The 13,062-nt window shown below is 69.3% G+C and carries 12 protein-coding genes; 8 read left to right on the top strand and 4 right to left on the bottom strand.

Annotated features, from left to right (window positions below):
- Positions 1 to 82 precede the first annotated feature (82 nt).
- On the top strand, positions 83 to 616 hold the full coding sequence (def, locus tag HUA76_RS31385; RefSeq protein ID WP_141648714.1) for a peptide deformylase: 534 nt from the start codon (positions 83 to 85) through the stop codon (positions 614 to 616).
- On the opposite strand, the gene nth is transcribed toward def, so the two are convergent.
- Positions 570 to 1,292 (bottom strand): endonuclease III, encoded by a 723-nt coding sequence (nth, locus tag HUA76_RS31380; protein WP_371823542.1) that lies wholly within the window; start codon positions 1,290 to 1,292, stop codon positions 570 to 572. The two genes, def and nth, sit on opposite strands and share 47 nt — an antisense overlap.
- 48 nt (positions 1,293 to 1,340) lie before the next feature.
- Here nth and ltaE point away from each other — a divergent pair, with 48 nt between their 5' ends.
- Together ltaE and HUA76_RS31370 are read left to right on the top strand one after the other, a co-directional pair.
- Entirely contained in the window at positions 1,341 to 2,366 is a 1,026-nt protein-coding gene (gene ltaE, locus HUA76_RS31375; RefSeq protein ID WP_174454803.1) for a low-specificity L-threonine aldolase, read from the top strand.
- A gap of 157 nt (positions 2,367 to 2,523) precedes the next feature.
- Entirely contained in the window at positions 2,524 to 3,489 is a 966-nt protein-coding gene (locus HUA76_RS31370) for a M23 family metallopeptidase (RefSeq protein WP_174462900.1), read from the top strand.
- A gap of 113 nt (positions 3,490 to 3,602) precedes the next feature.
- Here the strand turns inward: HUA76_RS31370 and HUA76_RS31365 are convergent, their stop codons facing one another.
- On the bottom strand, positions 3,603 to 3,872 hold the full coding sequence (locus tag HUA76_RS31365; protein WP_002635502.1) for an HU family DNA-binding protein: 270 nt from the start codon (positions 3,870 to 3,872) through the stop codon (positions 3,603 to 3,605).
- Between the two features lie 327 nt (positions 3,873 to 4,199).
- On the opposite strand from HUA76_RS31365, the gene HUA76_RS31360 reads away from it, so the two are divergent.
- Positions 4,200 to 6,032 (top strand): DUF1565 domain-containing protein, encoded by a 1,833-nt coding sequence (locus HUA76_RS31360; protein WP_254614633.1) that lies wholly within the window; start codon positions 4,200 to 4,202, stop codon positions 6,030 to 6,032.
- On the opposite strand, the gene HUA76_RS31355 is transcribed toward HUA76_RS31360, so the two are convergent.
- Entirely contained in the window at positions 6,033 to 7,157 is a 1,125-nt protein-coding gene (locus tag HUA76_RS31355; RefSeq protein ID WP_141647768.1) for an alpha/beta fold hydrolase, read from the bottom strand.
- 119 nt (positions 7,158 to 7,276) lie between these two features.
- Between HUA76_RS31355 and pssA the strand changes: the two genes are divergently transcribed.
- The 4 genes from pssA to HUA76_RS31335 all read left to right on the top strand — a co-directional run bounded on the left by pssA (position 7,277) and on the right by HUA76_RS31335 (position 11,671).
- The gene (gene pssA, locus HUA76_RS31350) at positions 7,277 to 8,137 is read left to right on the top strand and encodes a CDP-diacylglycerol--serine O-phosphatidyltransferase (RefSeq protein ID WP_141647767.1); all 861 of its coding nucleotides are present in this window, start codon (positions 7,277 to 7,279) and stop codon (positions 8,135 to 8,137) included.
- 246 nt (positions 8,138 to 8,383) lie between these two features.
- Complete coding sequence (locus HUA76_RS31345; RefSeq protein WP_174462899.1) at positions 8,384 to 9,646, top strand: CinA family nicotinamide mononucleotide deamidase-related protein; 1,263 nt, start codon at positions 8,384 to 8,386, stop codon at positions 9,644 to 9,646.
- Positions 9,643 to 11,109 (top strand): hypothetical protein, encoded by a 1,467-nt coding sequence (locus HUA76_RS31340; RefSeq protein ID WP_174462898.1) that lies wholly within the window; start codon positions 9,643 to 9,645, stop codon positions 11,107 to 11,109. The genes HUA76_RS31345 and HUA76_RS31340 overlap by 4 nt, the downstream gene beginning before the upstream one ends.
- Before the next feature lie 58 nt (positions 11,110 to 11,167).
- Entirely contained in the window at positions 11,168 to 11,671 is a 504-nt protein-coding gene (locus tag HUA76_RS31335) for a DUF1285 domain-containing protein (RefSeq protein ID WP_141647764.1), read from the top strand.
- Here HUA76_RS31335 and recA read toward each other — a convergent pair.
- Complete coding sequence (gene recA / locus HUA76_RS31330) at positions 11,668 to 12,696, bottom strand: recombinase RecA (protein ID WP_174454809.1); 1,029 nt, start codon at positions 12,694 to 12,696, stop codon at positions 11,668 to 11,670. The two genes, HUA76_RS31335 and recA, sit on opposite strands and share 4 nt — an antisense overlap.
- Positions 12,697 to 13,062: the final 366 nt, after the last annotated feature.

The following is a 13,062-nucleotide window of genomic DNA, read 5'->3' as shown; positions in this document are numbered from 1 at the left end:
GTGGACGTCCCGTGCGCCGGGGCGGGGGAGGGCTGCCCGCACGGGGTTGCCCGTGCGCGCGGGGGGAGTTAAGAGGGCCTCCATGGTTCGTGAGATCCTCATCTGGCCCGACCCCATCCTGAAGCAGAAGGCCAAGCCCGTGACGAAGGTGGACGACTCCACCCGCGCGCTGGTGAAGGACATGTTCGAGACGATGTACGCCGCCGACGGCGTGGGACTCGCGGCGCCGCAGATTGGCGTGCTCCAGCGCGTCATCGTCCTGGACACCACGCCGCGTCAGCCCGAGTCCAAGCCCCTGGCGATGATCAACCCGGAGCTCGTCGCGCTCGAGGGTGAGACGACCTACAACGAGGGCTGCCTCTCCCTCCCCGGTGAGTCGGAGGACGTGGACCGCGCCGCCGTCGTCACGGTGAAGTACCTGGACGTGGACGGTCAGGAGCAGACGCTGCGCTGTGACGAGCTGCTCGCCATCGCCGTGCAGCACGAGACGGACCACCTGAATGGCACCGTCTTCGTGGACCACGTCTCCACGCTGAAGCGCGAGTTCATCCGCAAGCGGATGAAGAAGCTCAAGGCTTCGCGCGAGAGCGAGCTGAACCCTTCGGCTTCTCGGTAGTCGCTCGGGCCACGCCCTTCTTGGGGCACAGCTCGGCCACGACGCACCGGTCGCACTCGGGGGAGCGGGCAAAACACGTCCGCCTCCCGTGCCACACCAGGAGCTGGTGGCCTTTCGTCCACCAGGGGATGGGCAGCACGGACCGCATGTCCGTCTCCACCTTGTCCGGGTCCTCGTGCGTGGTGAAGCCGAGCCGGTACGCGAGCCGTTTCACGTGGGTGTCGACCGGGAAGGCATCGTCGCCGCCCAGGTGGATGCACACGACGCCCGCCGTCTTTCGGCCCACGCCGGGCAGCTCCGCGAGCGTGTCGCGCTGGAGCGGCACCTGGCCGCCATGTTCCCCCACGAGGATTTTCGCCGCCGCGACGATGTTCTTCGCCTTGGCGCGGTACAGGCCGCAGGTGCGGATGAAGGGCTCCACGTCGGCGGGTTGGACCTCCGCGTAGGCGTGCGCGTTGGGGAAGCGCTGGAATAGGGCGGGGGTCACCATGTTGACCCGCTTGTCCGTGCACTGGGCGGAGAGCATCACCGCCACGAGCAGCTCCAGGGGGGAGCGGAAATCCAGCTCGATGTGGGCATCGGGCATGGAGGCTTCCAGCCGCTCCATGACCTTCACCGCGCGCTCACGCTTCGCCGCCGTTGTCTCACGTCCGGGCACGCGGCCGTTGTATGTCACCCCTGTCGTGCCCCCAAGTCCTGGCTGTCGCCACCCCGCGGGAGAACCATGAAGCCCATCGACTTTCGCTCCGACACCGTCACCAAGCCCACCGCCGGTATGCGCCGAGCCATCGCGGAAGCGGAGGTGGGGGACGACGTCTACGGCGAGGACCCCACGGTGCTGCGCCTGGAGGCCCGGGTGGCGGAGCGGCTCGGGCTCGAGGCGGCCGTCTTCGTACCCTCGGGCACGCAGGCCAACCAGGTGGCCATCGGCGCGCACTGCCGGGCGGGGGACGAGGTGCTGACCGAGGCGGGCAGTCACATCCTTCACTACGAGGGCGGCGCGGTGCCGGCGCTGTGGGGCGTGCAGCCGCAGCCGCTGCCGGGTGAGCGGGGCTTGCTGACGCCGGAGGACGTGGCGGCGGCGGTGCGCGAGGACAACATGCACAACCCGCGCACGCGGCTGCTGTCGTTGGAGAACACGCACAATCGCGGCGGGGGCTCGGTGTGGCCGGTGGAGCGCTTCCGCGCGGTGGTGGAGGTCGCACGCAAGGCGGGGCTGGCGGTGCACCTGGATGGTGCGCGCCTGTTCAACGCGGAGGTGGCGGCGGGTGTGCCCGCGTCGACGTGGGCGAGGCTGACGGACACGACGTCGGTGTGTTTCTCGAAGGGGCTGGGGGCGCCGGTGGGCTCGGCGCTGGCGGGCCGCGCGGACCTCATCAAGGAGGCGCGTCGGCTGCGCAAGCGGCTGGGTGGAGGCATGCGGCAGGCGGGCATCCTGGCCGCGGCGGCGCTGTACGCGTTGGACCACCATGTGGAGCGGCTCGCCGAGGACCATGCGAATGCGCGCCGACTCGCGGCGGCGCTGGCCGAGGTGCCGGGAGTGAAGGTGGACACGGCGCGGGTGGAGACGAACATGGTGTTCGCGGAGTTCGACCGCCCGGCCCTGGAGATGGTGACGCTGCTGGGGGGACACGGCGTGCTGACGAACCCGGCGGGGGGACCGCGCTCGGTGAGGTTGGTGACGCACCTGGACCTGTCCGCGGCGGACATCGACGAATCGGTCGCGCGCATCCGGCGAGCATTGGCGTAGGCCGCCGGTCGCCACGCGGGGCTCAACGAAGGGGCGAGGTTTTCCGGGCCGCGAATCTGTCCGCCCCCCGGGTTGCTTGCTCGCTTCCGCTCCGGGCGAAGCCGTGGCTGCTGGGCGAGGGAAGGCACCGAGCGGAGCGTGGTAGGCTCGCCGGGCCGTGCGTCGACTCCGCCTCCTCGCCTTCGTCAGCGTCTGTGCCTGCTCCACCCCTCGGTCGGAGCAGAAGATGAGCTTCGATGAGGTCTACGAGACCCCGGAGCGGTCCTCCGCGGAGCCGTCCTCGTCACCTGTCCCCGCCTCGCCGGGTGGACGTGTACGCCTGGCCGCGCCCGAGCCCTCCATGGAACTCCAGGAGGCCCTGGAGTCCTTCAGGGAGCGGGCCCGTGGGCACCGTCGGAAGGTGGCGCGGGGTGGGCCCATGCCGTTGGGGCAGGTGGAGAGCTGGGAGTTGATGAACGGGATGTTGGATGCGTTCCTGGCGCGCGCGGTGGAGCGCACGGACTCCCGCGACGTGGAGCGAGCCCGAGGCGTCCTGGAGGCCGAGCTGGAGCAGGACGGCAGGACGTATGGCGACATGCCTGGAGCCCTGGCGGAGGCCGTGGTGCTGAGGGTCGGGCGGCTCGCGGTGCGCATGGCGGAGCTGCGGCGGCTGGAGCATCCGGAGGAGGTCAACGGACTGCCCCGACTGGCCTGGCCCGTGGATCCGGTGACCATCACCAGCGTCTTCGGCCAGCGCTGGCACCCCATCCTGGGCGAGCAGCGGCGCCACCTCGGCGTGGACCTGGCGGCGAAGCAGGGTCAGGTCGTCTACACGGCGACGAAGGGTGTGGTGTTGCGTGCGGGGTGGAACGGCGACCACGGCCTCCAGGTGGAGGTGCAGCACGATGGGCGCTGGTTGACGCGCTACAGCCACCTGTCCCGGGTGTTGGTGGAGCCGGGGGAGATTCTCGAGCGGGGCCATGCGGTGGGGCTGGCCGGCGAGACGGGGCTGGCCACGGGCGTGCACCTGCACTTCGAGCTGTGGCGGGACGGGGAGGTGATGGACCCCCTGGACGCGCTTGGGGACGAGGGCGAAGGGCGTCTGGAGGCGCCGCCGATGGCGCGGGGTGGTGCGGGCTTGTGAGCCCGCAACGCATCAGGGGCGCCACCGGCTTGAGGTAGCGCCCCTGAGGGGAGTGCCCGGTTCATCGCGAGTCCCTGGGACGCCACGGCATGAACCGGGGTGGCGTCAGCGACTCACAGCGAGTTCTTCAGCTCCTTGGCCGGACGGAAGCCAATGGTCTTCGAGGCCTTCAGCTTCATCATCTCGTTGGTCTGCGGGTTGCGAATCTTCCGCGCCTTGCGGGAACGCACCGACCAGGTTCCGAAGCCGGGGTAGCTGAATCGCGCGTCCTTCTTCACCGCCTTGCCGATGTTGGTGAAGACGATGTCGAGGATCTGCGCCGCCGACTTCTTGGTGAGACGTGTCTGCGCCGCCACCACCTCGACGAGCTCTGCCTTGGTCATTACGCCCCTCCGTCCTGCGTTGTCTGGCCTTGAATGCGCGTAAGCCAACCGGTGGTAACAAATCGCTCTTTTCCCTGTCAATGCTGACCGCGCTCCGAGGCCGGAAAATCGGCCTCCGGACGAAAAGTTGGCTCGGTGAAACACCGGGCGTAGACAGAGGGAGAAATCCGCACCCGAGACACCGACACACCGTGTGGAATCAGGGTGTCGAAAACAATTGGGTTGATCGTGATTTGAAGAAAGTCTTTGAGATTTCGATCACTTGGCGTGTGTTGCTGATCGCGCCTGGGTCGGGGTGGGCGGGAATGGACTAGGGTTTCCACCTGCGTGCGCTTCCGAACGTTTCCGACGTTGATGATCCTGACGCTGGGCGCCTGCCGGGGCCCGGGGCTCCCCGTGGGCGGAGGGGCCACCCCTGGGCGGGAGCAGGTCCGTGTCGAGGTGTGGGTGGACGCGGCGTGGTGGCGGCCCGGGGATGGTTCCAGGGAGCGGCCCTTGAGGTCGCTGGCGGAGGCGCTGGCCCGGCCGGGTCCGCTGACGGTGCACCTGGCGGCGGGAGCGTACCGGGGCCCCTTCACCCTGCCCGAGGATGTCCGGCTGGAGGGCGAGGGACCCGGCACGGTGCTGCTGGTGGAAGCCCCGCAGGGCACGGTGCTGCGTGCCGCCGGGCCATCGGGTGGGGCGGAGGGACCCGAGGAGCCAGTGCCGAGCGCCGCCGGGCCATCGGGTGGGGCGGAAGGGCCTGCGAGTGATGGGCAGCGTGTGCTCCCGCCGATTTCTCCAGGCTTGCAGGGCTTGCCGTTTCGGCCCGAGGGGCATGGTGGCTTCCCGTGGACCTCCCCAGGGCAGCAGGGCGTGCCGTCTCAGTCCGTGGGGCATGGTGGCTTCCCGTTGAGCCCCTTGGGCCCGCGGGGCTTGGTCGCGGCGTCGAGTGGGTCTCCGTTGAATGCCACGGATCCGCAGGACCTTTCGTCGCCAGCCACGGGAACGGGGGGAGTCCTGTTGCGGAACCTGGAGGTGCGGGGCGGAACCTGGGGCCTGGAGGTGACGGGCGGCGGGCGCGTCTTGGTGGAGAACGTGGGTTTCAGCGGCCAGCGCCAGGGCGCGGTGCGGGTGACATCCGGAAGGTTCGACGCGGTGGATGCACGCTTCGAGGCCACCGTGTCGGAGACCGTGGGTGTCCTGCTCGACGCGCCCGAAGAGGCTCCGTCTCCACCGTCATCCCGGGACGCGTGGCTGCGAGGAACCTCCTTCACGGGCCCCTTCCGTCGCGCGGTCCGCGTCCGAGGTGCCGAGTCTCGGGTGCTGCTGGAGGACGTGCGCTTCACGGGGCCGGTGACGGCGGTGGGGATGGATGGTGGGCACGCGGAGGTCCGCCGTGCGGTGTCGGAAGGCGGCCGAGGCGCGGCCTTCTCGGTGGTGGAGGGCAGCCTGGTGATGGAGGACGTGCGAGTGCGGGGGCACGAACTCGCGGTCTCCGCCATGCGTGCGCTGCGTCTGGAGGTGCGGGGGCTCTTCTCAGTGGGCGCCGAACGGGCGGGATTGGGCGTGGTCGCCTCGCGCGGCGTGCTGCTGGAGGACGTGGTGGTGCGCGGCAGTGGCAGCCACGGTGCGTTCCAGCTCACGGGCTCGGAGGTGGAGGCGCGGCGCCTCCATGTGGAGGATGCCGCCGAGTACGGAGTGGTGGCGGTCGGCGGAAGCCTGAGGCTCACGGGCGGCACCGTGGTGGGCGTGCGCTCGGTGGATGGCATCACCGGAGACGGACTGCACCTGCGTCAGGTGCGCGCGGATGTGGAGGGCGTGGTGATTCGGCGAACCACGGGGGCCTGCGTCCTCGCGGCGCAGAACGCGCGAGTGTCCCTGCGCGACGCGGAACTGGAGCAGTGCGGGCAAGCGGCGCTGCTGGTGGACACGCTCGCGAGGCTGGACGCCACGGGAGTGGAAGCTCGAGACAGCGGTGAGACGGTGCTGGCGGCGATGGGTGATGGCGACCTGCGCGTGGACGCGCTCCTGGTACGGGGGGCCAGCCAGGGCCTCATCTGGGCCGAGTGCACGGGAGACACCCGGGTGCGACTGGGGCGCATCCGCACGGAGGACCGGAGGGGAGAGGAGGCGCCGTGTGTGGAGCGCCTCGCCGAGCCTAGGCCCGGCCCGCGCTGATCACGCGGGAGGCGGCGCGGGCGCGTCGGCGGAATCCAGGGGCGTGGCGTGCTTCTCCAGCCACTCACGGATGACGGGATACACCTCCTGGGGCGCGCCCTTGCCGAACACGAGGTCTCCGTGCCCGTAGTCCAGCGCGTCTCCCCGGTCCCTGCCGAAGACGTGCAGCGTGCGGTCCTCGGCGGTGACGAGGGCGAACTGGCTCTCCACGTTCTCGGCGGTGGCCAGCCGGTCCGCGCTCCCGCCCATGACGAGGATGGGGAGCTGGAGGCGGGAGATGCCGGCGCGCCAGTCACGGGTGCGGTCGAACGAGCGGAACGCGTCATGCTCAATCCAGTCCTGGAACTGGAGCAGCACCTTGCGGCTCATCGACGACATCATGTTCGCGTAGACCTGCCGCTGGATGCGCGGAGGGATGTGCAGGGGATTCACCACCAGGTCCGACAGCGGGAGCGTCACGTAGCCGAGGAAGGGCGCGAGGCTTGCGCTCATCCACTCCTGCCGGAAGCGCGCGGGCCATGCCGCGCGGACGCCCAGCGAGATGAGCGTGCGCAGGAAGGGCTCCGACTTGAAGTGCACGGGGGCGCCGAGCGTGAGCAGTCCCGACAGCTTCGCTCCTTCCGGGCCTTGCGCCAGGGCATAGCCCACGAGCCCTCCCAGCGAATGCCCGAGCCAGAAGGCCCGCTTCGCGCCCGTCTCCTTCAGGGCCAGCTCCAGCAGTGCGGGGCCGTCCTGGAGGATGTGGTCATCGATGGTGAAGTCCGTGTACCGCCGGCCACGGGGGGGCAGGCGCGAGTGCCCGGTGCCGCGCCATTCGACGCTGAAGCAGTCGAAACCCGCCTCCGCCAGATAGTGGGCGACGGAATAGGGGGGCTCGAAGTCGAAGGTGTACCGGTTGGCGGCCAGTCCATGGCACAGCAGCACCGGCTCCTCGAAGCGCCGCACGGGGGCGCGCCGGGCGTGGACCGCCAGTTCCCATCCATCCGCGCACTGGGCCTTGAGGGCCTGGGGCAGCGGGGTGCGCAGCCGGTACCACCGCCGCACGAGCGCCACCCACAGGACATTGCCCATGACCACGACCAGGCTGGCGACCAGCACCCACACGACCCATCGCCAGTCTCCCATGTTGCCCTCCTGGATGACCCCTCGGTCTGACGGTGCCTCGAATAAAACCCTGCTAAGGTCCGTTCACCCGCCGTCCTGTTGCCAGGAACTCACGGGCATCAGAGGAAGTCGAGGGAGCGATGAAGTTACGGAAACTGATGTTCGTGCTGCCGAACCTCTTCACTGTCACGTCCATCTTCTGTGGCTTCTACGCCATCACGCTGTGCGCGGGTGAAGCGGGTCCTGTCCAGCTCTATCAGGCCGCGCTGGCCATCTTCTTCGCGATGTTCTTCGACGGGTTCGACGGTCGCGTCGCCCGGTTGACGAAGACGCAGAGCGACTTCGGTGTGCAGCTCGACAGTCTGGCGGACGTCGTCTCGTTCGGGGCGGCTCCGGCGCTGTTGGTCTACAAGTGGGCGTTGGCGCCGCTGGGCTTCGCGGGGCTGTTCATCTCCTTCGCGTTCGCCGCGTGCGGCGCGCTGCGGCTGGCGCGCTTCAACGTGCTGGCGGCGCGCAATCCGCATGGCGGGGGTGGGCGCTTCTTCGTGGGCCTGCCGATTCCCCTGGCCGCGGGCATGCTCGTCTCGGTCATCATCTCCCACCACGTGGCCTCGCGAGGCGAGCCGCTGCACGAGTCGGCCGTTGTCCCGGTGGCGGTCGCGGTGGTGGGACTGGCGCTGCTGATGGTGTCGACGGTGCGTTACCGCACCTTCAAGGACACCCGTCCCAGTCGCAAGAGCGCGGGTGTGTTCACATTGATGGTGGTCGGCGGTGTGGCCATCGCGACGCAGTACCATCCCGCGTGGTTGTTGGTGGCCTGCTGTGGTGCGTACCTCGCGCTGGGGTTGGTGGAGTCCGCGGTGCAGGTGCGCACGCATCTGGCGGCGCGCAAGGTGGCCGCCGGCTCCACGGCTGTCGCCGCCGTCATCGACGACGAGGATGATGACGAAGAGGCCGAGGACGGTACCGGTCCGGGCAACGACGGGCCCGCCTTCCTCTGACCGAACGAGCGGAGTCGGAGCCCTCCTTCTGGGCGGCCGACACCCGCTCGACGACGCCACGGCGCGAGTGCCGAGACCTCGCCCGAAGGCGGTGCTCGCCGTGCAGACGTGCCCGCCACCGAGGAAGCAGGCACGAGCCCGCGCCGAGGGAAGGCGGGCGTCCGGACGCGGTCCTGGCGGGTGAGCGAGCGCGGAGATGCTTCCGTCCGTGCCGAGGCTGACAGGTGCCGCTAGGATGCGCGACCCATGCGCGTCGAGTTGCTGTGCACTGGTGACGAGCTGGTCACCGGCCTCATCACGGATACGAACAGCACCTACCTTGAGTCCCGTCTCTTCGACTTGGGCGTCAAGGTGGAGCGGGTGGTGTTGGTGGGCGACGTCCGCCCCGACATCACCCAGGCGTTGCTGGAGGCGTCGTCCCGGGCGGAGGTGGTGGTGGTCTCCGGCGGGTTGGGACCGACCGCGGACGACTTCACGCTGGAGTGCGCCGCCGCCGCCGCGGGTGTCCCGTTCGACGAGGACGCACGGGTGCTTGGCTGGCTGCAAGAGCGCTATGCGGCCCGGGGTCTCCCCATCAACCCGAGCGCGCTGCGCATGGCCCGTATCCCTCGCGGCAGCGAGCCGGTACGCAATCTGGTGGGCTCCGCGCCCCTCGTCATCCTCACGCTGGGACGTTGTCGCCTGTTCTTCCTGCCCGGCGTGCCGCGTGAGTTCCGCGCCCTGCTGGATGGAGAGGTGCTGCCACGCATCCAGGCGGAGCTGGAGGCCAGACCCGGTCGAGTCTTCCGTGCCTTCCGCCTGTTGCGCACGGTGGGGCTTCCCGAGTCGGAAATGGACCTCGCCGTGGCGCCCCTGGCTTCGAGCCACCCCCGGGTGGTGTTCGGCTTCCGAACGCACGCACCGGAGAATCACCTCAAGCTGATGGCGGAGGCGCCCTCGCAGACCGAGGCTGATGGTGCGCTGGCGGCCGCCGAGGTCGACTGCCGACGGGTGTTGGGTGCCCGCGTCTTCGGCGCGGACGGGGACGAGTACGCCCCGGTGCTGCTGGACGTGCTGGGCCGCGCGGGCGCCACGCTGGCGACGGCGGAGAGCTGTACGGGGGGCCTCATCGCCCAGTGGCTCACGGCGGTGGCGGGAGCCAGCACCGTCTTCGTCGGAGGGGCGGTGGTGTACTCGGAGAAGATGAAGTCCGCATGGGTGGGTGTTCCACCCGAGATTCTCGAGCGTCATTCCGCCGTGTCCTCCCAGACGGCCATCGCCATGGCCGAGGGCGCGCGTGCCGCCTGCGGCACCACATATGGTTTGTCCGTGACAGGGTACGCGGGGCCTGGGGGAGGAACTCCCGAGGACCCCGTGGGCACCGTGTACTGCGCGCTCGCGGGCCCGGACCTGGTGACCCGGTGTGAGCGCATGTCCTTTTCCGGAGACAGAGAGCGCGTGCGGCTCTTCGCTGCCTCCCACACGCTGGAGATGCTGCGACAGCACCTGCTGTCCGCCGCCCGCCTATGAGTCGCTCCAAGTCCAAGCGCCAAGAGCCATCCACCCCCGAGCCCGGTGTGACGGGCCCGGCCCCAGAGGAGTCGGCCATCCCAGCTCCCGAGTCGCCCGCGGAGGCCACTGCCCCCTCCACGCAGAGCGCGCCCTCGCTTTCGGGAGGCGCGCCCGGTGCCATGCTTCGCGTGTGGTTCGCCGCCTACCGCGTGGAGGTGCTGCTGTTCGTGGTGGCGTTCGTCGTGCTCTCGAGCTTCAGCTCCCAGCGCTTCCTGCGCCAGAGCGCGGCGCCGCACTTCATCTACCAGGCCCAGTCGTGGTTGGAGGGGCGGCTGGACGTGGACCCCCAGGTCCTCCCCAATCTGGAGGACTGGGCCTGTGTGCGTCAGATGGGTGGCGAGAAGGTCCGCTGCGAGGGCCGGCCGCTTCCCGATGACCGCTGGTTCGTGAGCTTCCCATCCTTCCCCGCCGTGGCGATGCTGCCCTTCGTCGCGCTGCACGGGTATCAGTTCAACGACACCTCGTTCGGCGTCATCGTTGGCGCGTTGGCGGTGGCGCTCTTCTATTCGCTGCTGCGCTTCCTGGCGAAGGAAGGTGAAACGGCGCGCACCCGCGATGAGAACGTCGTGCTCGCGCTCACACTCGCCTTCGGCACGTTGTTCTTCTACTGCGCCATACGTGGCGAGGTGTGGTTCAGCGCCGAGGTCATGGGCGTGGCCCTCACCTGCCTCTACGTGCGCAACGCCCTGCGTGCCCACCGGCCTGGCCTGGCCGGAGTGTTCTTCTCCATGGCCACGCTCACGCGCACGCCGCTGTTCTTCGCGGGTCTCTTCTTCGTGCTGGAGGCGCTGTGCCCGGGCCCCGGGCCTCGGCTGGAGCAACTCAAGGCCCTGGGGCGCAACTGGAAGCCGGCGGCGCGAAAGGTGGGCTTGTTCGCGCTGGGCGCCGCACCGCTGGGGCTGCTGGCCGCTGGCTACAACGTGTATCGCTTCGGCCGATTGAGCGAGTTCGGCCACGCCTTCCTCTTCAACAACCGCGTCAACGTGGACATCGACCGGTGGGGCCTCTTCCACTGGGAATACCTGGGGCGCAACCTGGAGGCCGCCTTCCTCAAGTGGCCGTCGCTGTCGCTGGCGCCGCTCAAGCTCGGCTATGACCCCCGAGGGCTCACGTTGTTGCTGACGCTGCCCTTGCTCGTCTTCCTGCTGATTCCGAAGCTGAGACCGCGCCTGCACTGGCCGCTGTGGCTCACCGTGGCCGTGTGCGCGCTGCCAGGGCTCTTCTACCAGAACACGGGTTACATGCAGTTCGGCTTCCGCTTCAGTCTGGACTACACGCCCTATCTCTTGCTGCTCTTCGCCATTGGCGGCTGGTCGCTGCGCCAGCGCGTGGTGCTGGCGACGCTGGCGCTGGGCGTGCTGGTGAACTTCTGGGGCGCGGTGGCCTTCCGGGGCTACACGGAGCTTGTCCGGAACTGGTAGGGCAGTGGAGCCCGAGGGCTTGAATCCCCCAGGCTCCGCGCGCAGATAGAAAGAGGCCATGCAACCTCCCACCGGACAGCCTCCTGCCGGCAAGCGCTGGCACACCCGCGAGGACAGCGGCATCCGCCTCGATGCCCGCCTGCGCTGGTGGCACGACGACGAGCCCATCGAGCATCCGAAAATCATCGAGCTCTTCAACGCTTCCCTCATCCTGGACGACACGGGCCGCTACCAGCTCCGCATCGGCAATGACTGGTGCTTCGTGCAGGTGGCGGATGCCGCGTACGAGGTGCGGACCGTGGACGTCACGCCGGAGGAACGCGTGTCCATCCGGTTGAGTGACCGCACCGCCGAGGTGTTGGACCTCTCCACCCTGGCCGCGGAGTCCGATGGGGTCCTGACCTGTCGCGTGAAGCAGGGCAGGGCCAAGGCGCGCTTCTCCCGGGACGCGCAGTACCAACTCGGCCAGTTGTTGGAGCCGGCTCCCGAGGGTGGGTTGCTGTTGTGCGCGGGTGAGCGTCGCTATCCCGTGGCCCTCACCCTGGATGAGCTGGCTGGCTAGGCCGCTGCCTCCACGGGCGCGGTGGGGCAGGGGAGGGGCGGCGTACCCGCCAGTTCCCGGGCCAGCGTCTCCAGGGCGTCGGGGTGCTCACGCAGCCATTCCACCGCGCGTTCCCGTCCCTGTCCGATGCGCTCTCCCCGCAGGCTGAAGTGGCTGCCGGCCTTGTCGATGAGGCCCGAGGCCACGCCCAGGTCGAGCACCTCGCCTGTGCGGTGGATGCCGCTGCCGTACAGCAGGTCGAACTCCGCTTCCTGGAAGGGCGGGGCGACCTTGTTCTTCACCACCTTCACGCGGGCCCTCGAGCCCACCACGGCGTCTCCGTCCTTGATGTTGCCCGTGCGGCGAATCTCCAGCCGAACCGAGGAGTAGAACTTCAAGGCGTTGCCGCCCGTGGTGGTCTCCGGGTTGCCGAACATCACCCCAATCTTCATGCGAATCTGATTGATGAAGACGATGCAGGTGCCCGAGCGACTCACCGCGCCCGTGAGCTTGCGCAGGGCCTGGCTCATCAGCCGCGCCTGCACGCCCATGTGCGCGTCTCCCATCTCCCCTTCGATTTCCGCGCGGGGCACCAGCGCCGCCACCGAGTCCACGACGATGAGGTCCACGGCTCCGGAGCGCACGAGTTGCTCGGTGATTTCCAGCGCCTGCTCACCGGTATCCGGCTGTGAGACCAACAACTCCTCCACGCGCACGCCCAGCTTGCGCGCGTAGTGGATGTCGAGCGCGTGCTCCGCGTCGATGAAGGCCGCCACGCCTCCCGCAGCCTGGACCTGCGCAATCGCATGCAAGGTGAGTGTCGTCTTGCCCGACGACTCGTTGCCGAACACCTCCACCACGCGCCCTCGGGGATAGCCGCCCACACCGAGGGCCCGGTCGAGTCCCACGGAGCCCGTCGGAATCACCGCGACCTTCTGTTCGTGCGCGTCAGCCCCCAGCGTCATCACCGAGCCTCGCCCGAACTGCTTCTCGATGGATGCCACCGCCGCCGCCACTGCCTTCAGCTTCTCCGTCAGCTTGCTCATCGACACCCTCGCCGCCCTGTCCTTGTGACTGTGCTGCGTTCCTTCTCCTCCGGATGGAGGTGACGGACGCATCGGCGTGGGGATGAGCAACGTGCATGCCGGGGGCGTGCTCCCCTGGAGCGCGCGTGACGAGGTGTCCGCGAGGCCGGTGGAGTGTCCCGGATGGTGGAGGGTGCGCGCGGCGAGCCCGCACATGTCCTTCGGGCCCCGACAGGCTCGGCGCGCGTCTCCGGGGCGGACACCTCCATTGCACCGCCGATGTCCCGGTGCCATCGCGGGAGAGCCACACGCGCGTCGCCCGATACCCCCCGCGAAGCCGCGGTGAGCGGGGACTGCATGGGCTTGCAGATGAGACTGTGGGGGCTC

The organism is Myxococcus sp. CA056, from assembly GCF_013336715.1.
GTDB classification, from domain to species: domain Bacteria; phylum Myxococcota; class Myxococcia; order Myxococcales; family Myxococcaceae; genus Myxococcus; species Myxococcus llanfairpwllgwyngyllgogerychwyrndrobwllllantysiliogogogochensis.
This window is presented reverse-complemented; position numbering and strand designations above follow the sequence as displayed.